18 protein-coding genes are annotated in these 25,458 nt (G+C 69.5%); 6 read left to right on the top strand and 12 right to left on the bottom strand.

The window, feature by feature from the left end; translation table 11 throughout:
* Nucleotides 1-15 precede the first annotated feature (15 nt).
* On the bottom strand, nt 16-525 hold the full coding sequence (gene dgt, locus HV824_RS14920) for a dGTP triphosphohydrolase (protein ID WP_368738062.1): 510 nt from the start codon (nt 523-525) through the stop codon (nt 16-18).
* A 246-nt stretch (nt 526-771) separates the two neighbouring features.
* On the opposite strand from dgt, the gene HV824_RS14915 reads away from it, so the two are divergent.
* The gene (locus HV824_RS14915; RefSeq protein ID WP_176419201.1) at nt 772-1,287 is read left to right on the top strand and encodes an OmpA family protein; all 516 of its coding nucleotides are present in this window, start codon (nt 772-774) and stop codon (nt 1,285-1,287) included.
* Nucleotides 1,288-1,290: 3 nt separating this feature from the next.
* Here HV824_RS14915 and HV824_RS14910 read toward each other — a convergent pair whose 3' ends face one another.
* The gene (locus HV824_RS14910; RefSeq protein ID WP_176423568.1) at nt 1,291-2,907 is read right to left on the bottom strand and encodes a GMC family oxidoreductase; all 1,617 of its coding nucleotides are present in this window, start codon (nt 2,905-2,907) and stop codon (nt 1,291-1,293) included.
* Nucleotides 2,908-3,153: 246 nt separating this feature from the next.
* Here HV824_RS14910 and HV824_RS14905 point away from each other — a divergent pair, with 246 nt between their 5' ends.
* Both HV824_RS14905 and HV824_RS14900 read left to right on the top strand, forming a co-directional pair.
* On the top strand, nt 3,154-4,374 hold the full coding sequence (locus tag HV824_RS14905; protein ID WP_176423567.1) for a M20/M25/M40 family metallo-hydrolase: 1,221 nt from the start codon (nt 3,154-3,156) through the stop codon (nt 4,372-4,374).
* A gap of 111 nt (nt 4,375-4,485) precedes the next feature.
* Entirely contained in the window at nt 4,486-6,243 is a 1,758-nt protein-coding gene (locus tag HV824_RS14900) for an ABC transporter ATP-binding protein (protein WP_176419198.1), read from the top strand.
* A 3-nt stretch (nt 6,244-6,246) separates the two neighbouring features.
* Here HV824_RS14900 and HV824_RS14895 read toward each other — a convergent pair whose 3' ends face one another.
* On the bottom strand, nt 6,247-8,670 hold the full coding sequence (locus HV824_RS14895; RefSeq protein ID WP_176423566.1) for an ABC transporter permease: 2,424 nt from the start codon (nt 8,668-8,670) through the stop codon (nt 6,247-6,249).
* 272 nt (nt 8,671-8,942) lie between these two features.
* On the opposite strand from HV824_RS14895, the gene HV824_RS14890 reads away from it, so the two are divergent.
* The gene (locus tag HV824_RS14890) at nt 8,943-9,134 is read left to right on the top strand and encodes a hypothetical protein (protein ID WP_217917400.1); all 192 of its coding nucleotides are present in this window, start codon (nt 8,943-8,945) and stop codon (nt 9,132-9,134) included.
* Nucleotides 9,135-9,383: 249 nt separating this feature from the next.
* The gene (locus HV824_RS14885) at nt 9,384-10,184 is read left to right on the top strand and encodes a glycosyltransferase family 9 protein (protein WP_255208044.1); all 801 of its coding nucleotides are present in this window, start codon (nt 9,384-9,386) and stop codon (nt 10,182-10,184) included.
* Nucleotides 10,185-10,208: 24 nt separating this feature from the next.
* Here the strand turns inward: HV824_RS14885 and HV824_RS14880 are convergent, their stop codons facing one another.
* From HV824_RS14880 to xth, 9 genes are all read right to left on the bottom strand, one after another.
* Entirely contained in the window at nt 10,209-11,714 is a 1,506-nt protein-coding gene (locus tag HV824_RS14880) for a radical SAM protein (protein WP_176419195.1), read from the bottom strand.
* A complete protein-coding gene (locus tag HV824_RS14875) occupies nt 11,711-13,132 on the bottom strand; it encodes an HEXXH motif-containing putative peptide modification protein (RefSeq protein ID WP_176423564.1) in 1,422 nt (473 codons plus the stop codon). The genes HV824_RS14880 and HV824_RS14875 overlap by 4 nt, the downstream gene beginning before the upstream one ends.
* The gene (locus HV824_RS14870; RefSeq protein ID WP_176423563.1) at nt 13,132-14,829 is read right to left on the bottom strand and encodes an MBL fold metallo-hydrolase; all 1,698 of its coding nucleotides are present in this window, start codon (nt 14,827-14,829) and stop codon (nt 13,132-13,134) included. Before HV824_RS14870 ends, HV824_RS14875 begins: the two co-directional genes overlap by 1 nt.
* Nucleotides 14,830-14,910: 81 nt before the next feature.
* A complete protein-coding gene (locus HV824_RS14865) occupies nt 14,911-17,004 on the bottom strand; it encodes a hypothetical protein (protein WP_368738061.1) in 2,094 nt (697 codons plus the stop codon).
* Between the two features lie 214 nt (nt 17,005-17,218).
* A complete protein-coding gene (locus HV824_RS14860) occupies nt 17,219-18,763 on the bottom strand; it encodes a DUF1501 domain-containing protein (protein ID WP_176423562.1) in 1,545 nt (514 codons plus the stop codon).
* A gap of 3 nt (nt 18,764-18,766) precedes the next feature.
* Entirely contained in the window at nt 18,767-20,440 is a 1,674-nt protein-coding gene (locus HV824_RS14855; RefSeq protein WP_176423561.1) for a DUF1800 family protein, read from the bottom strand.
* 160 nt (nt 20,441-20,600) lie between these two features.
* Nucleotides 20,601-23,084, bottom strand: coding sequence for a serine/threonine-protein kinase (locus HV824_RS14850; RefSeq protein WP_176423560.1), 2,484 nt, complete (start codon nt 23,082-23,084; stop codon nt 20,601-20,603).
* Nucleotides 23,085-23,165: 81 nt separating this feature from the next.
* On the bottom strand, nt 23,166-23,363 hold the full coding sequence (locus HV824_RS14845) for a hypothetical protein (protein WP_176423559.1): 198 nt from the start codon (nt 23,361-23,363) through the stop codon (nt 23,166-23,168).
* Nucleotides 23,360-24,130 (bottom strand): exodeoxyribonuclease III, encoded by a 771-nt coding sequence (gene xth / locus HV824_RS14840; RefSeq protein ID WP_176423558.1) that lies wholly within the window; start codon nt 24,128-24,130, stop codon nt 23,360-23,362. Before xth ends, HV824_RS14845 begins: the two co-directional genes overlap by 4 nt.
* A 197-nt stretch (nt 24,131-24,327) precedes the next feature.
* Between xth and HV824_RS14835 the strand changes: the two genes are divergently transcribed.
* The gene (locus HV824_RS14835; protein ID WP_176423557.1) at nt 24,328-25,416 is read left to right on the top strand and encodes a tetratricopeptide repeat protein; all 1,089 of its coding nucleotides are present in this window, start codon (nt 24,328-24,330) and stop codon (nt 25,414-25,416) included.
* The last annotated feature ends 42 nt before the right edge of the window (nt 25,417-25,458 follow it).

Here is a 25,458-nt window from a genome sequence, read left to right as displayed (position 1 = left end):
ATCCAGCATTGGGTGTCACAGCGACTGGAGCCGGTTGAGGATGCGAAACCCCTGCGCATTGCCCTCGAAGGACTCCAGGTCCTTCCACTGCGCCAGCGTCTCGAACGGGCTCGGCTGGCCACCTGGAGGCACCAGTCGCTGTGACACCCAATGCTGGATGGCCGCCTCGCCCGAGTGGCCGAAGGGCGGATTGCCAATGTCATGCGCCAGGCAGGCCGCCGCGACGATGGTGCCCAGATGGGAGGGATTCACCTTCACGTCACGCGCCAGCAACCCGCGCCCCGCGAGCGCGCCCAGCGAGCGCCCGACACACGAAGCCTCGATGCTGTGGGTCAGCCGAGTGCGCGTGTAGTCGCTCGTGGACAGCGGGAACACCTGCGTCTTGTCGTGCAGGCAGCGGAACTCCGCGGAGAAGACGATGCGGTCATAGTCCCGGTCGTAGTCGGTCCGCTCGTCCTGGAGCAGCGCGTCCATGTCACTCGGGACGGTCGCCGGCGCCTCCACCTGCTTCTTCTCCGAGCCCACCCGGTAACCGGAAAGAAGCCGCCGCCAACACTCGGTTCGCCTGCTGCTGCTCACGCCTGCCTCGCTGTGCGAAGGGACCCGGGGTGGCATGCTGCTCCCCTCACGCACCGAGGCAAGTTTTACCAGCCGGGCGGACAGGCCCCCGTCAACCCTCCCATGAGACACCGCGCCGCTGGACGAAGGCGCGGCCCCCGGGCAGCCTCCTGCCCGGCGAGCACCGCCACGCTAACGGAGGCGTCCTCACGTATGAAGCTCAAGGCCCTGTGCATCACCGTGTCGCTACTCACCCTTCCCGGCGTGGCCTCCGCCCAGGGAGGGTTCGGCTCCCTCACCAAGGCCGCGGGCAACGCCGGCAAGTCCGCCGTGGAGAAGCGCGTCAACACCAAGCTGATGGACGAGGGCCGGCAGAACCAGTGCAGCTTCAAGACGGGCACCGCCACGCTCGAAGCTGGCTGCGACGCCAAGCTCAAGAAGCTGACCAACGCGCTGGTCGACGCCAAGAAGCAGCTCGTCGCCGCCGGCCTGAAGTCCTACAAGTTCGAGGTCTCCGGCCACACCGACTCCACCGGTGACGCGGCCAAGAACAAGAAGCTCAGCGAGCAGCGCGCGGAGACCATCGTCAAGGAGCTCATCGCGCGCGGCATCCCCCGGAACGAAATCATCGCCGTGGGCTTCGGCTCCGAGAAGCCGCTGGTGAAGCCCGACGACACCGCCGCCAAGAAGGCGAAGAACCGCCGCTACGAGCTCCAGGTCCGGCTGTAGCGCTCAGCTCGCGCGGGTCCCCGCGGCCACGGGCACCGCGGGCGCGTCCACCACATCCCGCGGCGCGGTCCGGGCCGCGGGAATGAAGGTCATCGCGCGCTCGGCCAGCGCTGTAATCGTGAGTGATGGATTGACGCCCGGGTTGGCGGAGATGGCGGAGCCGTCCACCACGTACAACCCCTCATGGCCAAACACGCGGTGCCGCGAGTCGATGACACCCGTCTCCGCCGAGTCACCCATGCAGCAGCCGCCCAGGATGTGCGCCGTCGTCGGGATGCCCAGCAACGTCTCACTGATGATGGTCATCGGATAGCCGTCCAGTTTGTCCGCCACGCGCCGGGCCAGGTCGAAGGCCTCCGGCATGTTGGCGCTCGGCGCCGGGCCCTCCTGGAGCGCCGTGCTCAATCCCAGCCGCCGCGAGCGCTTCATGCGCAGGTGCCCCTCCAGGGTGCGCATGTAGAGCAGAATCATCGTCCGCCGCGCGAAGTCCGGGACGAACCACGCCTTGAGGAAGCGCAGCGGATGCCGGACCAGCAGGCCCACCAGCCGCGCGAAGCGCTGGAGCATCGTGGCGCCAGACACCTGCGGCGCCATCAGCAACCGGAAGAAGCCCGAGCCCGCCGAGTAACGCACCGGCTCCAGGTGGGACTGGGCATCGGTGTGCAGGATGGAGCCGATGGCGATGCCCCGTGACAAATCCTGCTCCTTGCGGCCGCTCACCACCCCCACGAGCGCCTCGGAGTTGGTGCGCACGCCGTCCCCCAGCCGGTCCGACAAACGCGGCAGGCCGTCCGGGCTCGCCTTCAACTTGAGCAGCAGGTCCAGGGTGCCCAGCACGCCCCCCGCGAAGACGACCTGCTTCGCGGTGAAGCGCACCTTCTTCCGGAAGAAGCGCCGCGCCCCCTGGAGCGCTTCGACTTCGTAACCTCCCTCCGGCAGCGGTCGCACCCAGGTGACTTCGGTGTCCGCGTGCAGCGTGAGGCCGCGCCGCTCCGCCAGGTGGAGGTAGTTCTTGTCGAGCGTGTTCTTGGCGTTGAAGCGGCACCCCAGCATGCACCCGCCACACGCGTTGCAGCCCGTCCGGTCCGGTCCCTCACCGTTGAAGTACGGGTCCTTCACGGTGACACCCGGCTCGCCGAAGTAGACGGCCACGGTGGTGGGCTGGAAGTCCGTGCGGCCCAGGTCCGCGCCCACGTCCTGGAGCACCTGGTCTGGCACGGTGCGCAGTGGATTCGGCGTGGCGCCCAGCATCCTCCGCGCGGTGGTGTAGTGCGGCGCCAGCTCCTCCTTCCACGCGGCGAGGTGGCCCCACGAGGTGGCCTGGAAGAAGTCGTCCCGGGGGATGGGGAGCGTGTTGGCGTACACGAGCGAGCCGCCGCCCACGCCCACGCCCGACAGCACGGTGACGTGGCGGAAGAACGTCATCTCGAACAGGCCCCGCCACCCCAGCGTGGGCTTCCAGAACCAGCGCTTCAGCTCCCAGTTCGTCTTCGGGAAGTCCGGGGCGCGCAAGCGCCGCCCCTTCTCCAGCACCACGACGCGGTAGCCCTTCTCGGTCAGCCGCAGCGCGCTGACGCTGCCGCCGAACCCCGAGCCGATGATGAGCCAGTCGCAGTCCATGGCCGTCCTGCCTCCCCTTGGGCACCACTCTACGACAAAGGGATGCGTCAGCCCGGCGCGGAGATTCAGGCGGTGCGGGGAACGAAGCGCCTGCCCGCCCAGCCCACCTTCACCCCGGGTCTGTCTTCTTTCCAACACTCCAAGCCACCCACAGAAAGCCTTTATTTCTCGAAAAGCAGAGGCTCCTCCCCGCAGCCCGACCCCCGTGCTGCAACGCAATGCCGTGCCCCTGGAGGAGCAATGCGGATGAAGACCTGGATGCCGGTCTCGCTGTTGCTGCTGAGTGCCCCGCTGGCCCTTGCCGAGCCGCTCAAGGCAAAGCCAGACGACAAGACTGTCTGGATTGCGATTGGCACGGACGCCATCGCGCCCATGCAGGAGACCTTCGCGGACGAAGGCTGGAGCGTGCCCACCGCCCTCAAGCAGCAGGAGCACGCGGGCGTGTTCCAGCTGAAGGAGTCCCAGCTGTCGCGGCTGGCGGTGATGATGCACGAGAAGTTCGACCGGTGCGCGGGCTTCATCACCTATGAGACGCAGGAGGAGGCCCTGGCGTCCCTGGCGCCCGTGTCCCCCAAGGCGATCCAGAAGGCCGTCAGCTACACCCTGACCAACGCGGCGACCGTGAACTCGCTGATGGGTGCGCTCTCTGCCGCGAACATCCGCACCACCATCGCCGAGCTGTCCGCCTTCCCCACGCGCAGCCAGACGTCGCAAGGGGGCGTGGACGCCGCGGCCATGCTCCTGACGAAGTGGCGGGGCTACGTCACCGGCGCGGGGCGCACGGACGTCACCGTGGCGTACTACCCGCACACGGGCTGGCGGCAGCCCTCGGTCATCCTCACCATCCCCGGCACCACGCTGCCCAACGAGGTCGTCGTGGTGGGCGGCCACCTGGACTCCATCAGCTCCACCAGCGCCGCGCCCGGCGCCGATGACGACGCGTCCGGCATCGCGACGTTCACCGAGGTCATCCGCGCCGCCATGGCCCGCGGCTACCGGCCCCAGCGCACGGTGAAGTTCATGGCCTACGCCGCGGAGGAGACAGGCCTGCGCGGCTCACGTGAAATCGCCCTCTGGCACAAGAACAACAACATCAACGTCGTGGGGGTGATGCAGCTCGACATGACGAACTTCAAGCACCCCAACGCCACCTCGGATGTGGGCATCGTCACCGACAACACCAACTCCGCCCAGAACCAGTTCATCCGAAACCTGATAACGACGTACGTCGGCGTGCCGTTCACCAATACGACGTGCGGCTACGGGTGCTCGGACCACGCCTCCTGGCACAACCAGGGCTTCGCGGCCTCCATCCCCTTCGAGGGGACCGTCGTCCAGAAGAACCCCAACATCCACACCTCGCGGGACACCCTGGCGAACTCCGACACCACCGCCGCGCATGCGCTCAAGTTCTCCAAGATTGCCGCCGCCTACGTCGCCGAGCTGGCCAAGGGCGGCATGCCGTAGCACCTGAAAGCCCAGGGGCCCCGGCGCGAGACATGCTTCGGGGCCCCACACCTGCATCGCCAGTTTTAGCGGGATTACAACTTTGGTCGCATCTGGACTAGCCTGCGCGCAATGGGCTTGATTCAGAATCCACCGCTGAGCCACGTATCCCTTCGTCGCGTCCTGGCACTGGCTCGTCCCGAGTGGAGGCTGCTCTTGCTCGGGACGTGCTTCCTCTTCATCGGGAGCGCGGGAGGCCTGCTCTTTCCACAGGCCATCCGGGTCATCCTTGATGAAGCCTTGACGACTGCCACGATTGACCGGGTGAATGACACCACCCTGTGGATGCTGGGGGTGTGTCTCATCCAGTCGGTGGCCATCGGGCTGCGCTTCGCCTTCTTCAACCTCGCGGGTGAGCGCATTGTCAGCAACCTGCGGGAGCGGCTGTATCGCAGCTTGCTGGAGCAGGAGCTCGCGTTCTTCGACCAGCACCGCACGGGCGGGCTCACCAGCCGGCTGTCCACGGACACCGCCCTCATCCAGGGCGCCGTCAGTACGCACATCGCCATCATGCTCCGCAACGCGACCACGTTGTTTGGCGGGCTGGCGCTGCTGTTCTACACCTCGCCCCGGTTGACGCTCGTCATGCTGGCGGTCGTCCCCCCCGTGACGCTGGGGGCGCTCTTCTACGGCCGCAAGGCCCGGCAGCTCTCACGAGACGCCCAGGCCGCGGTGGCCGAGGCCAATGAAGTCGCCGCCGAGTCCCTCTATGGCATCCAGACGGTCCAGGCCTTCGTCGCCGAAGACGCGGAGCGCCGGAGCTATGGCCGCGCCATCAACAAGGCCCTGGCGCTGGCGCGCACGAGAATCGTCTCCTCGGGCTACTTCATGGGCGGGACGGGCTTCACCGGCCTGGCTTCGACCCTGCTCGTCTTCTGGTATGGCACGCACATGGTCGTTTCGGGCGACATCACGGTGGGCGGACTGACCTCCTTCCTGATGTACACGCTGATGGTCGTCATGGCCGTCAGCGCCCTGAGCGAGCTGTGGGCGGAGTTCATGAAGGCCGGAGGCGCCACCGAGCGCGTCTTCGAGCTCATCGACCGCACGCCCGCCATCTCCGTCAGCGGCGGCGAGCGGCCCGCGCACATGGAAGGCCACCTGCGCTTCCGCGACGTCAGCTTCAGCTACCCCACGCGCCGGGACGTGCCTGTCCTCAAGGGCCTGGACCTGGACGTCGCCCCCGGTGAAGTCGTGGCGCTGGTGGGACACTCGGGCGCGGGCAAGTCGACCATCGCCTCGCTGCTGATGCGCTTCTACGACCCGGACCAGGGGGCCCTCCTCGTTGACGGGGCGGACCTGCGAACGCTCGACGTCCGCTGGCTCCGTCAGAACATCGGCATCGTGTCGCAGGAACCCACGCTCTTCTCGGGCAGCATCGCCGACAACATCCGCTACGGCCGCACCGACGCCACCGATGAGGAAGTGGAAGCCGCGGCCCGCATCGCCAACGCCCACGACTTCGTGAGCCGGTTTCCAGAGGGCTACCGCACGCGCGTCGGCGAGCGGGGCATCCAGCTGTCGGGGGGGCAGAAGCAGCGCGTCGCCATTGCCCGCGCGGTCCTCAAGGATCCGCGGCTGCTCATCCTGGACGAGGCCACCAGCGCGCTGGACTCCGAAAGCGAGCACCTGGTCAAGGAGGCGCTGGACCGGCTCATGGTGGGGCGCACCACCCTCATCATTGCCCACCGCCTGTCCACCGTGGCGGGCGTCGACCGCATCTTCGTGCTGGACCAGGGCCGCGTCGTCCAGCACGGAAACCACGAGGCGCTCATCACCCAGGACGGACTCTACAAGCGCCTCGTGGAGCGGCAGTTCATCGCCGCCTGAGCCTCACTGCTCGCGCATGGCCATGCTGGGCGGGACGCGCGCGGCGCGCCAGGCGGGCACATAACCCGCCACCAGCGCCACGAAGAGCAGCACGAAAGCCGTCCCGGCGAAGATGAGCGGGTCTGCGGGGCTGACCTCGAAGAGCAGCTTCGACAGGCCACGCGCCAGGAGCAGCGCCAGCACGGAGCCGATGATGACCCCCAGCCCGGCGAGCCGCAGCGCCTGGCTCAAAATCAACCAGAAGATGCTCACCTCCCGCGCGCCCAGCGCCATGCGCACGCCAATCTCCGTCCGCCGCTGGGTGACGGAGTAGGCCATGATGCCGTAGACGCCCCCTGCGGCCAGCAGCAGCGCCACACCCGCGAAGAGCCCCAGCAGCGCGGCGAGCAGGTGCCGGGAGCCGAACGACTCCGCGATGAGCGCTTCCAAGGGCCGGGGTGACGGCGGTGGTTGCTCGGGGTCAAGCGAGGCCATCCCCTCACGCAAGGACAGCCCCAGCGACGACGCCGCGGTTGCCGCTCCGCCCACCGCCACCATCACCACCATGGCGTCACGCGGGGCCTGGGCCAGCGGCAGGTAGAACTCCGGCACGGAGGAGCGCACCTGCCCGCGCCACAGCGCCCGGACATCGCCCACCACGCCAATGACCTCCCACGGCTCCGCGCCGCCCGCGAAGAAGCGCTTGCCCAGCGGCGACTCTCCGGGCCAGAAGCGCCGCGCCAGGGCCGAGTTGATCATCGCGACCCGGGGCGCCTCCTCCACGTCCAACGCGCTGAAGTCGCGCCCCTCGTGCAAGGGGATGCCCATGGTCCGGAAGTAGCCTGGGGAGACGACGCGCTGGCTGGCCTCGGGCAGCTGCCCGGGCGGCGGCTTCGGCTGCCCCGCCGGATAGAGGTTCGAGCTCTGGCTGCGACGGCTGATGGGCGGCAGGCTGGCCGCCGAGACGGCCTGGGCGCCCGGCATGGAGGACAACCGCTCCTGCAGCGCCTGGAAGAAGCGCACCCGGTCGGCATCCGTCGGATACCGGGTCTCCGGCAGCGTCACGTCGAAGTAGAACACGCGCTCGGCGGCGAAGCCCGGTGAGGTCCCCTGCAGCTGGTAGAGGCTGCGGAGCATCAGGCCGGCGCCGACGACCAGCATCAAGGCCAGGGCCACCTCCGCCGTCACCAGGGCCGACCGGATGCTCTTTCGTCCCACCGTGGCGCCCGCCCCCTCCCGCATCGCCTCCAGCGGGTTCTGCCGCGACATCTGGAACGCGGGCGCCAGGCCGAACAGCACCCCGGAGACAGCCGACAGCCCGACACAGAACAGCAGCGCCCCGCCGTCCACCTGGATGGATTGCCACCCGGGCAGGCGCTCCGCCAACCCGGGCGGCAGCAGGGTGGCGATCATGTGCGTGCCCCACAGCGCGCCCAGGACACCCAAGCCTCCTCCCAGGAGCGACAGCAGGACGCTTTCGGTCAGGGCCTGGACCATCAGGCGAGTCGGGCTCGCCCCGAGCGCCCCGCGAATGGCCAGCTCCTTACGCCGGGCCGCCGCGCGCGCCAGCAGCAGGCTCGCGACATTCGCGCAGCCGATGAGCAACACGAAGCCCACCGCGCCCGCCAGGGTGATGAGCAGCGGCCTCAAGGGCCCCAGATAGGCTTCGCGCACGGACGTCAGCCGCACGGTGCGCTCCGAATCCGTGTCGGGGTACCGTTCGGCCAGCCGCCCCGCGAGCACCCGCAGGGCGTCCTCCGCCATCGCCACGGAGAAGCCAGGCTTGAGGCGGCCCACCACCCGCACCTTCCGGTCCCCGCGTTCGTCCAGCTCCGCCTGCGTCGGCGCGAGCGGCACCCAGGCTTCGGCGCCAGGCGGGAAGTCGAAGCTCTTCGGCATCACGCCCACGACGGTGTAGGGCGCACCATCCAGCGTCACGGACTCACCCAGCACGGAGGGCGCGCCACCAAACCGGCGCCGCCACAACCCGTCCGACAGCACCACCACCGCCTCGCCCCCCACGCGGTCTTCCTCCGCGGAGAACGCCCTGCCCAGCGAGGGCCTCGCCTCCAGCGCGGGGAACAGCGCGGCGCCCACCCGAAACGCCTGAAGCCGCTCCGGCTGCAGCGCGCCGCCCAGGTTCAAGCTCCGCGGGACTATCCCCGCCACGTGCTCGAAAACCGCCGCCTGCTCGGTCCAATCCGCCAGCGTCGCCAGGGACGTCTCGCTCCGCTCGACCCCCGCCTTGGGGAGCGAGTCCCACACCATCACCAGACGCTCCTCGTGCGGAAAACGCATGGGCTGGAGCCAGATGGAGTTGACGACACTGAATATCGTCGTGCTCGCGCCAATCCCCAGCGCCAGCGTCAACACCGCGACCAGGGTGAACGTCGGGCTCTTGAGCAACAGCCTGACGCCGAACCGGATGTCCTGACGAATTGTATCCATGACCCTCTCACGCCACAGCATGCCACGCGGCGTGTGCCCCGGCGACGCGCATCACAACGAAGGTCCGGTAAGGCCCGTGAGAACACCCAAGTCCGTGAAATTTCAAAGCTGGCAGACATTTCGTTAAAACCATGTCTGAGCCTGGACATTCGTTCCAGGTTCGCCGTACTCTTGGAGGTCCGAGCCGCAGGCACCATCTGGCGTCAGGCTCGGCACGTGCGGCGATAAATCCGTGCCACGCGTGTGGTTTGATTCACCCCCTGGAGTCCCTCATGGTTGAGAGCAACATCGTTCTGAAGCCCGAGGTGGTGACGTTCAAGCAGCTGGACCCCGCGAAGGTTGACGCGCTCCGCGGCCAGCTGAGCATGATCCTGGGTCGTGGCGAGTTCCCCATGATGTCCGCGCGTGCGGTCATCAAGGAGCCGCAGGATCACACCAGCCATACGTCTGACGGCTGGTTCTAGCAGGTTTCTGCTCCCCGGCGCCCATCCTGGGGCGCCGGGGAGCAGGTTGTCTTGACGCAAGGACTCCCCTCCATGCAGCAGGAACTTCGTTCTGCCCAAGCCCCCGTCGTGTTTCACCTGAATGGGATTGGAGACCGACTCCTCGCCCTCCCCGCGCTGCGAGCCCTGAGTCAGCTGTACCCGGGTCAAATCAGACTGGTGGGAGCACCAGGTGATTCAAGCCTGTTCTTTTATCAAGAGCTCGGGCTCATGAAGATTCACGAGGTGCGCGCGACGACGCAGGGCACGGAGCGGAGCATCGACGCGGAGGCGCTCCGGCAGGCCGTTGGGAGCTGCGACTTGTTTCTCTGTTTCAACACCTGGCACGCGGCGGGTGTCTCGGAGCTGCTCGAGGGGTTTCCGGCGACCACTGAAACGGTGGGCCTGTATCGCCGTTACAAGCAATGGGTCCGGGGTGAGGAGACCCAACACGCCTTGGACCGGCTCTTCGCGCTGGCCCAGCGGCTGGTCCCCACCCTGCGGCTGGAGGACTTCGCCCAGGCCCCCGCGCTGACGGCCGAGGCCACCGCGGCGGCCAGGAGCTTTCGCGACAGCGTCCCCGCGGGGGCCCGGCTGCTCGCGCTCCACACGGAGACAGGCTCCCGGAAACAGTGGCCCGTCGCCCGCTACCGCGCCGTGCTGGATGCCTTCCTCGAACGTCACCCCGAATGGCTGGTCCTCAACGTGGACTACGGCGCCACGGAGCTGGAGCCCATGGTCCATGGAGGCCGGGTGCTGGCCGCCCAGGGCACCTCACTCGACGTGGCCATGGCGCTGCTCGGCGCGTGTGATGGCTTCCTCGGAATCGACTCCTGCATGCTGCACGCGGCGGACTTCTTCCGGCTCCCCTCGGTGGGCCTGTTCGGACCGACGTCTCCCCGCCAGTGGGGGTTCCGGCTCACCCCGGCCTTCCGCGAGCTCACGGGGAACGGGAGCATGGACGACCTCACCGAGGACGCGGTCCTCGGCGCGCTCACGGACCTCGCGGCGGGCCGGCTGCGGCCCGCCTGAGCGGGGCCGCCCCCACCCCGCGCTTCAGCCGCTCTGCACGCTCATCAACGGCGGCGCGGCCTGCGCGGAGGGCTCCGCGGGCAGGCCGTTGGCCATCTCCACCAGGGCGGCGTCCATGCCAGGCATCATCCGCAACAGGGGGATGGGGTCCTCCACGAGCTTGCGCAAGACCCACTCCACGACCGCCAACGTCTGCAGGCACTCCTCGGACGCATGCGGGCGCGGCGTCGCGTCCCCGGTCCGGGCGTAGTCGAGCACCGGCAGCACGCCGCAGTAGGGGTTGAAGGCGCACTCGCGGCACTGCGGGTCGCGATCCCGCAGCGACAGGTTCATGGACCGGAACGTGGCCTTGTCGCGGATGAGCGCGTCGTAGGTCGTCCCCTTGACGTTGCCCAACCCGAACTCCGAGCGCATCGAGCGGGCTTCGTCCGACGGCAGGATTTCGCCGTCATGGTCATAGGTGATGGCCGAGCCGAAGTCCCCGACCGGGTTGCGCCAGTCCACGAAGCCCGTGTCCGTCGTCTGGAGAATCTTGGCCAGGACGACACGCACCACGCGCTCGGAGTAGTTCTCGTTCTCCCGGCGGTTCTTCTCGTAGATGTAGTCGAGCGCGTCCAGGTAGTAGTGGAGGAAGTCCTGGATGTCGAAGGGCAGCTTCTCCTTGCGGGCGTTGCCCAGGGCCTTGAGCTTCAGGATGGCGAGGTCCTTGAAGCCCTCCGCGTGATAGAAGTCGATGGTGCGCTTCAGCTCCTTGGCGTTGGAGGCCCCCACCACGCACAGGGGTGACGCGCTGAGCACCCTGGGAAACCGGTCGCGGAAGTGGTTCAGCCGCTCCATGACCTTGCGGAAGCTGCCCGCCCCGCTCCGCGTGACTCGGAATGAGTCGTGGATGTCTTCGGGACCGTTCAACGAATACGACACGTTGATGCGGTTCTCCATGCAGTACGCGATGTGCTCATCGGTGGCGACCATGAGGTTGCTCACCACGGAGAAGCGGAGCCGCTTGCCCACGGCTTCGTTCTGCCTGCGCGCCTCCGCGACGAAGTACTTCATGCCCTCGAAGTTCAAGAAGGGCTCGCCGCCCTGGAACTCGAAGCCCAGGAAGGGGGCCGGAGAGCCGAGCGCGAAGCGGATGATGGCATCCGCGACGTCTGGCTGCATGTCGAAGTGCTTGGAGTCCGCGGAGATGCTCTCCGGGTTCATGTGGCAGTAGGTGCAGTTGAGGTTGCACCGCTTGGACAGCACGACGATATGGAGCCCCGGCCCCGCGTAGGTCCGGTCATGCCAGCGCTTGAGGTCCTCCAGCACGCGCGAGGAGTTCTGCGCGGTGATGAGGTGGCTGGTCTGCTCGAGCCGCGCGAACAGGGCCTCATCCATGGAGATTTCGTCGAGCTGGGCGTTCTCCGCGCTGGACAGCAGCTGCATGGCGCCCGTCCGGGACAGCCGCACGAAGTGGTCGGGGCCCACCTGCTTCGCGGGGAAGAAGTTGGGCAGCCACTCGTCGCGATAGCGCAACCCTGGAACCCTCATGACGCACCTCCGGCGTGCTGGGAATAGTGGGCCGCGAGCACTGCCGCCTCGCGCCAGTCCATGTATGTCTCTGCGTCATTCACCACGGGGCCGCTGGCGGCCACCCGCGAGAAGTGCTGCTTCATCCATGCCTCGAAGGCCTGGTCCATGTCCGCATCCGCGACCCGCTCGATGAGCGGGTGCTGCTCACTCAGGGCCTGGGCCATCTGCGCCAGGAGCACGCGCCCTTCGGGCGTGGGGCGCTCGAAGTCCAGGAGGGTCCGGAAGGAGAGCAGGTTGCAGCGGTGAGATTTGAGCAACTGGAAGCGCCACTCCCGCTGCTTGAACTCGGGCCTGTCCAGCGCCAGCAGCCGGAGCCGGTTCACCGCCAGGAAGGAGTGCAGGCCCAGATGCAAGCCCCGGAGGGGGCGCGGGTCGGTGCGGTAGGCGGAGACGAACTCGGGACGTGCGTCGTCCCACCGCCCGAAGGCGCGCGAGTCGAGCAGCAGGTACATGCGCTCGTGTTGCAGCTCATGGACCAGGTCCTCCGCATGCTCCAGGCCGTGGGCCACGCGCGTGAGGAAGATGGGCGTGCCCGCCCCATAGGAGGACGAGCAACGCACGCTCCGGTTCTCCGGGCCCCCCATGTCGACGAGCGCGGGGAGCAACACGCGGGCCCAGTCGAGCACCTCGGGCCACAGCTCCCCAAGAATGTGGAAGGCCTCCTCCGCGCTGCGCAGCAGGGGCATGGGCCGCCAGGTGCCCGTGCTCCCATCATCCGGGATGCCCGCGCGCTCTCTCCGGCCGGTGATGCCGAGCATCTCGCTGTCGTCCAGCACCGGAACGTTCCACGTCTCGGACCAGGGCAGCGGCTGGAGGCTCACGGGCGCATCGCCCGCCAACGGCAGCGGGATGCGAAGCTGGGGGCCGGCGTGCCCCTCCGCGGAGAGCAGGCACTCCGCGCCAGAGAAGCGCCAAAAGAGGCGCCCCTCGCCGGGGCCGCGCACGTCGAGCCGCTCACCCCGAGGCAGGCAGTAGAGGGTCCGCGGCGTCACGAAGAGGGCTTCGCCGTGGGTGACCTCTCCTCGCAGCCGCTGGACGATGAGCAGCGACGCGAGGTTGCCCAGCAAGCGCTGGGTCAATCCGGGCCCGACGACGGCGGGCCCCAGCAAGCGGCCGAGCAGCACCGTCGTGCTCCAGTGCTCCAGGAACTCACGCGCCAGCGCAGGCGCGCGCTCGACGAGCTCGAACGCCTCGGAGAGGAGGGACTGGAGCTCCGCGGCACAGTCCCCCAGCTTCCCGAGCCGCTCCGGCTGCTGGAGCCAGCCCATGAGCAAGTCGAGCTGCCCCATCTGCTGCGCCCGCAGCAGCTCCCGCGCCGAGGCTTCCGCGTCGGGGGACAACGGCGTCGGGAAGGTGAAGGCCTCTTGGAATTGCATCAGTGACTCCAGTCGAGCACCAACGGCGACTCGTGCGTCAGGTGGGACAGGAACGTGAAGAGGGCCGACCGGACGTCGTCTTGAGGCAGGGAGAGGGCCGCGCTCACGTCGCCGACCATCTCGGCGACCGTGCGTCCGTCACATTGCTCCAGCAGGAGCGACTCGAGCGTCGACAGCGGCTGGTAGCGGAGGCCCCCCGGGCTCGCGTAACAGAGCACCTCGGACGTCTCCGGCGACAGCGGGCGCGCGTCCAGCAGCCGCGCCAACTCCTGAGTGACGCGCAGGTGGTAGGGCCCCAACACCGGGCGGCGCTGGAGGAGGCTGTCACGAAGCACGGACAGGTGGCTCGAGCGAAGCGCCTCGGTGCGCTCGTCCCGGCGGACCAGCTCCTTCATCCGGCGGGACATGCACTGAAGGTGGAACAGACCCCGGTCCATCCACTGGCAGGCCGCCAGGTCCTCCCGCAGCGGCGCCGCGAGCGCCGGCTCGCCTTGGAGCAGGGCCTCGACAGCGGCGAAGTAACCAGCGTCCATGTCGGCGGGCTCCGCAATCTTCGACGGGAGGAGCGAGACCAGCCGCGCCGCGAGCTCGAAGGCCCTGGCCTCCACGAGGCAGCGGAGCGTCCGGGGCACCAGGACCGCCGCGGGGGTCTTGTTGACGGACGACTGGCAACGCTCCAGCAGGTAGCGCAGGTCGCGAGTGGAGGCGCGCACCACCTCCCGGATGGCCTCGAACGGCTCCAGCCACCGCGCGAGGTCGTTGTTGTCTCCCCATCCCCAACGCTGAATGGGCTTGCTCGGGTGATAGCCCGTGAAGAAGGTCGTCAGCAGGGCCTGAGGACGCTGCGGCCCCCGCGCCGGCTCGAAGCGACGGCCGGGCTGCAGCAGCGAGCAGCGCTCCAGGTCGTGCTTGTCGTAGACGAGCCGGTACGGGGGCTTCCAGGGCAGGAGCACGGAGTCATGCGCGCGCGTCACCGCGGCGGCCATCCAATGCGCCCGGTCGACCGGATAGCGCTCCAGGCGGTCTTCCCGCGGCCGCCCCGCCATGGACAGCGTGCCCCCACAGGTCGCGATCCGCGCGGGCTTCAACCAGTCGCAGAACGCGAGCGCGCCCACGGCGTCCATCTGATTCCAGAAGCCCTGCCACTGGACCGAGGCCCCCGTGGGAACGAAGGCGACATCAATCCGGCCCCGGAAGGCCTCCAGCGCTTCGCGAGTCCGGGGCGAATCCGTCACGTCCACCGCGTCCAGCGCCAGCACCTCCGGCGTCTCCACCAGCAGGGCACATTGCTCCTCGCCCTCCCCGGAACACTGCGCGGGCAGGATGTGGATACGCACGTCCTGGGCCAGCTCGACGACGTCCCCCTCCAGGAAGGGGTGGAGATTGCGGAAGCCCAGCGCCGTGAGAATCGCGCGAGCGCTCGACTCGGGCGCCGCGCCCGGCTTCGGCTTGTCGAGGAAGTAGAGCGCGACGTCCTCGCGCAGCCCCAACAGGCTGGGGGGATGGAGATGGTCGTCGTGCGCGTGGGAGAAGAAGACCGCGTCCACCGACGACAGGTCATCGAAGAACCACGCGGGGCACGCGGGCTGCCGGAACTCCAGCTCCCGCAGCACGAGCACCGGATCGATGAGAACCCTCAGAGGACCGCGGTGAATGACAAAAGAAGTGTGGCCCAGGTGCTCGATAAAAGTCTGCACAGCATGCCTGTTCTGAATATTCAGAATTCAACGTATCAACTCACATCCCCGAGCGTCAATCCATGCCCCGGGAATGATGGCTCAGCGTGGGCTGAGGAGCTCGGACGTACGGTGCGTGGCCAGATAGGCCTTGGCTTCAATCAGCGGAGCCCCCGTCAAGCCCAGCTTGACGTGCGCGAGCCGCTTATCGAAGACGCTCTCCCGCACGGCCGCGCCGTCGGGCAGGCTGACTTTCGTCCGCCCGGGCCAGGCAAGCAGCGCGTCACGCCGTGAGGGCGCGCAGAGCCCCCGCTTCACGAGCTCGTCGAGCAGCAATTGCCACCGGGGCTCCTCGGCGGGCTGCGCACGCCCTTGAAACGAGCATTCAAGCCCCAGCGTCGGCAACAACCGGGGCGCCAGGTCCAGGTTGAGCATGAAGCGATTGACGCCGAGCGGGAGGACCCACGCGAGGGTGTCCCGAAGCTGCTGGAAGTCCCCTGGCCACGCCACGGCCTCCAGGTAGGCCACGATGCGCTCTGGCGGCACGTTCTTGAGCGTGAAGCGCAGGTTCTTGCTGCGCCGCGACATCATCACACAGGCCGCATAGAGGTGGGCGCCAGGAGGCAGCGCCTCGATGCAGACGTCCATCTCCCGCTGGAGCTCCGGCGTGAGCGGCGCCTCGTCCCCACGCAAGAGCGGGAGCCCCGCGTGGAGCGTCGCGCGGTAGGTGTCCGACTTCTGTCGATGCAGCGCTTCGTTGATGGCGACGGGCTGGTCCCGCGTGCAGAGAAACACGATGGGCAGCGGCGGCGAGGCGACTGGCGCATCCAGGTCGAACTCCAGCCAGAACGCGTCGACCTCCCTGTCGAGCAGCCCGCCCGGCTCGGACCACCCTCGCGCGAAGTCGCGAATGCGCCGCCACTCGGGCGCGGCGAACAATGGCGCTGGGAGCTCGGCGTGGGGATGCCTGCCAGCAAGCAGCGCCTGTCCGTCGTGTTTGATGCCCAGGATGAAGTCCACCCGCGGCGCCCCGTCCAGCAGCCGGACCTCGAAGCCCCCATCGCCCTCCAGCGCCGCCGGCAGCCATTCACCCAGCTCGCGCAGGCGGGCCCGCGACTCGGGAGCAAACAACGCGGGCGGATAGTCATCGTCGAAGGCGGCCAGCGTCTCCTTCCAGGTGCCCGGCCGGGACGGGAGCGCACCGGGGAGGAAGTTGTCGGTCCGGTCCGCCGCGATGCGGGCGATTCGGAGGTAACGGACGAGCGCTTCGACACACAGCGCCGCCGATGCTTCCAGCGAGCCATGGACGACGTCCCCGGCCTCGTACAGCGGGGCCACCGGCCAGAGGCCTTCCTCGCTCTGCCCGCTCAGCAGCAGGGACGCCATGGAGTCCAACGTCCGCTCGAAGAGGTTGACGTCCGTAGGCCGCCCCAGGTTCATCAGGGCGCTCATGGCGAGTGCGACATTCACCGCTCCCCGCACCTCCCCCTTCTCCCAGAGCGAAATGAGCTCATCCCGAAGGGGGACCGCGAGCTGCCAGTGGTCACCCGCGCGTCGAACCCAGCGCGTCAGCAGGTAGCCCAACAGGAGCGGAGAGGCCTCGGCAGCGGGCGGACCGCGCACGCACGACAGGAGCCCCCGGGTACGGAGTTGCTCGGCGACAAACGCGGCACGGCCCGGAAGCGACCGCCCTTCGTGCGCCGCCAGGAGCAGGAGGTCCGCGTGGGTGACGACGTCCACGTCAGGAGGGACACCCTCGCTGGAGACAGCTCCCGGCTCGCGCCCTGTCTGGCCATGCCCTCGCGCCGCGTCGCGGGCCAGGAGCGCATCGAGCGCCGAGGACGGCTCCAGCGGGATGTTCCATTGCGTCAAGGCCACCAGCGCCCGGGCCGACTCCCCCGCCCCCGGCAGCTTCAACTCAGGGGAGAAGCGCCAGCAGCCCGTCGCATCACGGCTGGAGCGCAGCCGCCGCACACAGGCCTCCACCTGCGCACGCCCATGGCCCTCACACTCGGCCAACGCGAGGAGGGCCAACGTCGCCGCCGCCGGGGAGTCTACCGGATGAACACCCGCGCCCGTGGCGGCCAGCAGCTCCGCGCCGGGAAGCTGTTCCAGTGCGGCGACCGCCGCGCCAATCGCGCCCTCCAGCATCTGTGCCGTGGGCCGGATCGGCGCTCCTGGAATCTGAACAGACACGGGCTTCCTCCGAGCGACGCTGGCGAATGAACGCAAAGCGTGCCCGAGCGTGAAGCGCAGGGCAATCACCTCTCCATGTAAACGGATGAAATCAATTTAGACCCCCACTCCGTGTAAACATGGCGAACTGATACACTCGCGGCGCCACCTCCTCCACCCGGCAGCGAAGGGCCGAAGCCCCGGCGCGAGACACGCACCGGGGCTCCCGGCGGGACTACGTGTCCGCCAGCATGAACGCGATGCGATTCGAGCGCGCGGAGGAGGGGAAGCCGCCCGCCGTCGCCGCGGTGATGTAGCCGGCGAGGTTGGGGAACACGTACTCGCGCTCGGCGGCGGTCGACAGGCCCAGCCAGTGCGCCAGCGAATGGGCGTACTGGTCCACCGACAGGGTGGGAATCCAGCGGCCCCGCGAGTCCGTGGTGTCCAGGTTGTTCACGCCGTTGGCGGCCAGGTCCAGGTCCGGGTACGTGCCGTAGAGTCGGCCGCCCTGGACGCGCTCCCCAATGACAATGGCGTGGCCGCCCCAGGCGTGGTCCGTGCCCCTATCCGAGTTCTCCACCAGCGTCCGGCTGAAGTCGCTCATGGTGAAGAGCGTGGCCTGCGGTGGGGCGGCGCCAAACGCCCCCGACGCGCGCAGCAACGCCAACGCCTGGTAGAAGGCGTCCAGCGCGAAGTCGAGCTGGGTGAGCAGCGCGTTGTGCGTGGGCAACTGCCCCACGTGTGTGTCGAAGCCGCCCAGGCCCACCGAGAACTCCTGGCGCCTCAGGCCCAGGCCTCCCTGGGCCGTGGCCGTCGCCCCCGCGACGAGGTCCCGCAGCACCTGGTAGAGCTGCGTGTGCAGCGTCCAGTTGGTGATGCCGGTGGGCGGGACGAACAGCGCGTCGATGGCGACACGCGTGGCCGCCGGGAGCGCGAGCCACGCCGCCTCTCGCGCCTCGGCGCGGGCCGTGGCGAAGGTCTGCGCCTGCGTGAAGATGCCGCCGTAGGAGGCCTCCAGGGTGACGCCGTTCGTGTGCTCCATCACGTCGGCGAGCGCCTGCGTCTGGAGCGCGTTGAAGTCAGCGTCGGACGTCTGGCGGAACGCGAGCGTGCCGCTGGGCGACACCATCATCGGCTGGCGCACGGCCCCCGCGGCGAACAGCGGCTTGCCGCCGAAGGAGACCACCTCTGGATACCCGCCCGGGTTGAGGCCATGGAGCTTGTCCGCCGTCCGCCCGCCCCACCCCGTCGTCTTGCCGACCAGCTCGAAGGGCACCGGCGCGGTGGAGGGATTGGCGATGGCGCTGGCCCACGCGTCCTGCTGGTCGCTGTGGGAGTACAGGTTGTCCGGCCGGGCGGTGGTGCCGTTGGTGTAGTCCGCCTTGCGCATGGGGACCACCAGCGGCCCCACGTTGCACACGAGCGCGGCGCGCTGCTGGCCGAACAGCGCCTGCACCTTCTTCAGTGCGGGGTGCAGCCCGTACGAGTCGGCCACCTGCCCCGCCGGGCTGATGGGCAGCAGGTCCGCCAGGGGGATGCCGATGTTCGGCCGCGCCGCGCTGTACTGCGCATAGGGCGTGGCGCCGCGCGGCACCAGGATGTTGTTGGCGTCATTGCCCCCCAGCAGGAACACGCTGACGGCGGCGCGGTAGCCCGCGTAACCGCTGAGGGTGGCGGCTTCGGCCTCGCCCACCAGCCAGCGAGGCAGCGCGGACGACGCGGCGAGCAGGCCCAGTCCGCTGGACGTACCACGAAGGAACTGTCGTCTCGAGAAGGACATGGGCTACCTCTGGACCTGGAACTCGGGGGAGAGCGACGTGAGATAGACGGCCAGCTTCCGCTTGCGCGTCGAGTTCCCCACGCGTGAATCGGTGATGGCGTTGAAGACGGTGAGCTGGAGGTCCGAGGACATCGTGTGGTGGAGCCAGTAGCGGCCCAGCCACACCGTCAGGTCATTCGAGTCGGCCGGGAGCGCGCTCACGTCCACCAGGACGCCCGCGTTGGCCGGCGCGGTCGAAAACAGCAGCTCATGCACGAAGTTGGCGCGCGCCGTGACGGTGGCCGTGTCGAGGATGGCGAACTCGGGGCCGAGCAGGCCGTTGCCCCCAGGCACAGGCGCGTTGGGTGGGTAGTAGCTGAAGACGGACGGCGGACGGGGCACGGACTGGCCCATGGCGCTGCTCCAGGAAGCCAGCTTCGCGCCCGGGTCCTTGGTGCCGCCCACCGTGTCCAGCGTGCCGTTGAGCCAGCGAACCAGGGTGGTGACGAACAGCGCCGGCGGGCGCAGGTGGCCGTAGCTGGCGTACTGCGCCAGCGGGACCTGCGGACCGCGCGCGTCGACGTCCTCCAGAATCGCGCGGACCACGGCGCGCAAGTCGCCCCGGACGCCGCTGCCGTTGTCCTTGAAGACGTTCACCACGCGCCGGACATAGGCCGGACGCGGGTTGCTGGTGACCAGGTGCTGGATGAGCTGCTTGCAGATGAACGGCGGCACGTTCGGGTCCGCGAAGACGTTGTCCAGCGCCTGCTTCAGGTGCGCCGCCGCGCCCCCGCCGGCCGTGGTGGACACGCCGCGCAGCAGCACGCGTGACGTCGAGTCGTGATTCACGTTGCAGCCAATCATCTTCTGCGCGTAGCTGGCCGGGTTCGAGCGCCCCACCGTCGGGCAGCCGGTGTCGCTGGCATACGTCCACCCGGAGAGCGCATGGGCGAAGGCCTGGACGTGCGCCTCCGTGTACGCGGGAATCGGCGCGCCCTGCGCGTCCACCTTCTCCGTGCCGTCATCGTTGAGCTTGTGGAGGCCCAGCGTGAAGAGCTGGAGCATCTCCCGCGCGTAGTTCTCGTTGGGCGCGACGGGCTCGCCGTTCGTCTTGAAGGCCTTGTTGTTCGCCATGTCCAGGTACGTGCCCATGGCGGGGTCCAGCGTCATCGCCTCCAGCAGCGTGCGGAAGTTGCCGAAGGCATTCGTGGACAGCCGGTTGAGATAGCCGGCCATGGCCAGCTTCGGCTCCGACTCCGGCGTGGACATCAGGTTGGGGATGCCCGACTGCGAGACGACGAAAATCTGGCTCAGCGCGAACGTCACGCGCTGCCGCAGCTGGTCCTTCCCCTGGATGGCGTTCGTGAAGAACTGGGAGCCGATGTCCCGCGTCCCCAGCGCGCCGCTGTAGGTGGAGCGGGGGGCGCTGAGCTGCGCGGTGATGGCGTCGGTGATGCCCTGCGCCACCACATACTCCACCGAGTCGATGGGCAGGGGGCTCGCTCCGGCCGCGAGCTTCGGTCCGAAGGTGGCCTGTTCGAGGAAGCGGATGGCATTCGCCTCGGAGGGAGTGTCCAGTGCCTCGGCGGCCTGCGACTGCTGGCCGAGCACTTCGCTCTCCACGACCTCCGGGGGACTGTCTTCCGGTGCGCACGCGGTCGCGCACACGGCGATGGCTAGGGTGAGGCGTCGAATCATGGGGGACGTTCTCCTGGCGAGGCGGCGGCTTCGGGCAGCACGGACAAGCGCCTCACCGAGAACAGACATAACAAATAAGGCAAACTAAGCGCAAAATGCAGCTTTAGCCGGCCTTGCGCGGGATTGGCCGTTCAACGTGCGCGCGGCGTCATGGGGCGCCTCACGCGGACCAGATGGCCTCCACGCGGGAGCGCACCTTGCGCCGCGCCTCCGCGAACCCGGGCTGCGCGCGCAGGGGCGCCAGCGCCGGGCAGCGGTCCATCCACTCCAGGTCGATGAGCGCCAGGTCCGCCGCCTGCTGGAGATAACGCATCGCCTCGGCGGACGCGCCCCGGAGGCACATCAGCTCCGCCGCGAGCTGACACACCATCGACGCGAAGCGCGAGTTCACCTGCCAGGTGAGCATGCCGTCCAGGCTGGCTCCCGTCTCCGCCACCGTCAGCTCGCCCAGCGCCGCCGAGCAATAGGTGGCCACGTGGGAGGCCATGTGGTTCGGGTCTTCGAACAGCGCGGCCCGGCACTGGCGGAGGTCGTCCAGGTCGCCCTTCCAGGCCGCGACACGCATGCGGAGGATGAGGACCACCATGCCGAACAGGGGCTGACTGCTCAGGCGCGCCATGCACCACTGATAGGTCGCCTCGTCGCCGCGCAGGGCGCTGCAACGCGCCACTTCGACCAGGCAGATGGCCATGCCCGGCTCCAGCGCATAGGCCAGCTTCAAGCGCGGCATGCCTTCGTCCGCGCGGCCGGCCTCACACTGGAGATTGCCGAGGAGCTGGAGCGCGGGCGCGAACGTGGGGGCCGCATCGAGCGCCGTGCGCAAGGCCACCACCGCGTCCCGCCACCGGCCTTCCCGGGTGGCCAGGATGGCCTGTGCCAGCCTCGTCTCCACGAGCTCCGGCGCCAACTGCCGGGCACGCTCCAGGCTCGTCCGCGCCAGGGCCTCCCAGTCGACCTCGTCCGCCATGGTGCGGAGGAAGCCCGCCCGGAGCGTCGCCACCGCATGCTGCGCCGCCGCGTGCGAGAAGCCAGGCACGGAGTCGCGAAGCTGTTCGAGCGGCGTGATGACCTCCTCCTTCAGCTCCCGCGTCATCGAGTGCGCGAGCATCCGGGAGACCACCTGCCGGTAGAGGGCCAGGGCCTCCGCGGGCACCGTGGCGCGGTAGGCCAGGATGGCCAGTTCGCCGCGCAGGGCCTCCGCCAGCCGCTGTCCCAGCCGGTCCTGGAGCTGGAACGGGTCGTCATCCGCGTCGTCGAAGCGGCCGCTCCATAGTTGCGTGCCCGACGCGCCCTCCACCACCCGGAGCGTCACGCGCACCGACTTGCCGGCGGCCTGGAGCGTCCCATCCACCAGCAGCTCCACGCCCAGCTCCCGCGCCGCGGCGCGCGGGTCCCGCTCCTGCCGGAACCGCTCCGTGGCCCCGCTGCTCTGCACCCGGAGGCCGCGCGTCCTGGACAGCACATCGATGAGCGCCTCCGTCACGCCGTCGCCCAGGAACGCCTGGTCCGAAGCGCCCAGGAAGCGCAGCGGAAGCACCGCCAACGACTGCTCGCCCGGGCGCAACGGCGTCCGGGAGGCCAGCGCGCCCGAGGACACCGCGTCATGGCCGAAGCCGCCAGGCCGCGGCGTGGACGTGCCGTGAGCGCCCACCCCGGAGGCCCCCCTGTCGCCGCCCGCGGCGGGTCCTCTCGTCCCGAGATGCGCGCCATGGGCATGTTCGGGCTCGATGGGTTCGCCGACGGAGCCGAGCCACTGCCTCAGCGCCTCCGCCACACAGGCCGCGTCCCGCGGACGTCCGGAGGGCTCACGCGACAAGCACGCGAGCACCAGCTCCGCCAGCGCATCCGGCACCGCCGCCAGCAGGCGCGGGTCGGGCGGCGGCTGCCTCAAGCGGGCCACGGCCACGGCCATGGGCGAATCACCGGCGAACGGAGGCGCGCCGGTGAGCAACTGATAGAGCACCAGGCCCGTGGCGTAGAGGTCGGCGCGCGCGTCCACCTCGCCGCTCTCCAGCTGCTCGGGCGCCATGTACATGGGCGTGCCCACCAGGCCCTGCGTGCGCGAGGCCCCCTCGCCCGCCATGGCCCGGGCGATGCCGAAGTCGGTGAGCACCACGCGGCCACGGGCCTCCACCAGCACGTTGGCCGGCTTCAGGTCCCGGTGCACGACGCCCGCGGCGTGCGCCGCCGCCAGGCCCTCACAGAGCGCCAGGACCAGCCGCGCCGCCCGCGCGGGAGGCACCGCGTGCTCGCGCTCCATCAGCGACTGCAGGCTCTCCCCCTCCACGTACTCCATGGTCAGGTAGAGGCGGCCGGAGTGCTCGCCCAGGTCGAAGGTCCGCGCCACGTGCCGGTGGGTGATGCGCCGGGCCAGGCGGACCTCGCGGCGGAAGCGCTCCAGCCACTCCGGCGCCGGCGAAGCGCCCAGCTCCAAAAGCTTCAACGCCACCACGTCGCCCACCAGCGTGTCTCGCGCCCGGTACACCGCGCCCATTCCACCGCGCCCGGCCAGCTCCTCCAGGAGGTAGCGCCCGGCGAACAGCGCGCGCTCCGTCACGTCGGTGATGGCGGGACGCGGGAGCGGCGACAGCACCGTCGCATCGGTCCCCTCGGGTGGCGAACTCCGGTCTTTCTCCTCGGACACGGCGCGGAATCTACCCTGCCGGGAGTCGAGGCGCCCGGCATTCGGGATGAACCCAACAATCTCTGGATATCAGGCCCATTCTCAACGTGGCACCGGGGGCGTCCGCGGCGGCTTCGGCTTGAAGAGCGCGCACGCATGGACCGGCTGCGGCGGGTACTTCCCGGGCAGCAGCGGGCAGAGGATGAAGGTCGTCGTCCTCGACTGGACGTAGCGAGGCGGCGCGGCGCAGCGGTGACAGAGGCTGTCGGGGAACGGCGGCGCTTCGGGCGGGGGCGTCAATCGCGCAGCTCGAGCCACACCGGAGCGTGGTCCGAGGGCTGCTTGCCCTTGCGCTCCTCGCGGTCCACGTCCACGACGGTCAGCCGCTCGGCCACGGGCGCCGTCACGTAGAGGTGGTCGATGCGCAGGCCCAGGTTCTTCGGGAAGCCGAGCATGCGGTAGTCCCACCAGGTGAACTTCTGCACGCCGGGGTGCAGCTTGCGGAAGGCATCCGAGAGCCCGAAGGCGCCCAGGTGCCGCAGGGCGTCCCGCTCCTTCAGCGTGAAGAGCGTCTGGCCCTCCCAAAGCTTCGCGTCATAGGTGTCGATGTCGTCGGGCGCCACGTTCCAGTCCCCGCCCAGCACCAGGGGCTCGTCGGGCTTGTGCCGGGTGTCCAGGTAGCGCCGCAGCCGGCCGTACCACTCCAGCTTGTACTGGTACTGCGGCGAGTCCACCGACTGGCCATTGGGCACGTACGCGCTCACCACGCGGATGCCGCCCACGGTCGCCGCGATGAGGCGCGCATGCGAGTCATCCACGCCGTCGGACAGGCCCTTCACGACGTCCTTCGGCTCCTCCTTCGCGAGGATGGCGACGCCGTTGTACGTCTTCTGCCCGTGGACGGCGGCGTGGTAGCCCAGCTCGCGCACGGCCTCCATGGGGAAGTCCTCGTCCACGCACTTGAGCTCCTGCAGGCAGAGGACGTCCGGCTGGGCCTTCTTCAACCAGGCGAGCAGCCGTTCCTGACGGGCCCGCACCGAGTTCACGTTCCAGGTGGCGATCTTCATCGCGCGGACCGTCGCATGCCGCCCGCGCCCCCCGCCATGCTTTTCCCGAGCCCTGTGGCCACAGGGCCACACAGCCCCCTCCGTCCCTCTGGGAGGACGCGTGGCACGCCAGTCGCAAAGACGCCGGGTGGGAGCCCGGCACACGGCGCCCCGGAGCCCCCGTCCCGGGCGCTCCGCCAGCAGCCGAGGTCGCCGCCATGCGCCGCAACCACACGAAGCCCACGTCCCCCACCGGCTTCCGCCCGACGACCTCGGTGCGGCGCGCGCTGGTGCTGGCAAGCCTCGTGGCGCTCGGACTGACCCTGGCGTGGGCGGAGGTGCCGTTGCCACCGGTGCTGCGCGCGTGGCTGGCCACGGAGGAGCAGTCCACGTCCAACGCGGACGCCGCGGCACCGGATGCAGCCAGCCCTCGGGGTGACGCCGCTGGGTTCCCGCCTGCCTTCGAGCGGCGCGCGACGCGTGGAGACCTCGGCATCGCGCACGTCGGCGCCGCGTTGGAGGGTTCGGACATCACGCCGGACGCCGAGCTCGCGTTGCCACACGGCCATGGGCGGCGCGTGGACCACCTGAGCCGGGCCCACCTGTTGCGCGACTGGGACGACCTCGCGGGCGCGCTCACGGAGTGCCGCCGGGCGATTCATGACGCCCCTGACGACGTGGCCGCCCTGGCGCTGGCGGCGGAGCTCGCCGGGCGCACGGGCCGAACGGACCTGGCCGTGCGTGCCCATGCCCAGCTCGGCCGCCTGCTGCCCCTGGATGCCCGCCCCTTGGTGCGTCAGGCGCGGCTGCTGGTGTCCCTGGGCCGCCACGCCGAAGCGGTGTCCGTGGGCGAGGAGGCCGTGCTGCGCAATCCCGAGTACGTGGAGGCCTATCAAGTGCTCGGGCGCGCCCACCTGGCGCAGGACGCGCTGGCGAAAGCGATGCTGCGCTTCGAGCAGGCCGTCCACCTCCACCCGGAGCATGGCTACGCGCTCAACAACCTGGGCCTCACCTATCTGCGTGCCGGGGAGGCCCGGAAGGCCGCGGACGTGCTCGTCCGGGCGGCGGCGCTGCTCCCGCACGTCGCCTATGTGCACAACAACCTGGGCGTGGCCCACGAGCGGCTCGGACAGGTGGAGGAGGCCCGGGCCGCCTACGCCGCCGCCATGCACCTGTCCCCGCGCTACGTCCAGGCCCGCGTCAACGCGGACCGGATGCGCCGCACGGCCCACGCGGACCTGGCCGGCGCCCGGACGGAGCGCCGGCAGGCGCGCCCCACCCAGGGTGAGGCGCCTGCTCCCCGGTAGCGCCTTCCTGCCTGGAGGCCCTGCGCCGGGCGGGCCTCCAGC

It is taken from the genome of Myxococcus sp. AM009 (genome assembly GCF_013372605.1).
GTDB classification, from domain to species: domain Bacteria; phylum Myxococcota; class Myxococcia; order Myxococcales; family Myxococcaceae; genus Myxococcus; species Myxococcus vastator.
This window is presented reverse-complemented; position numbering and strand designations above follow the sequence as displayed.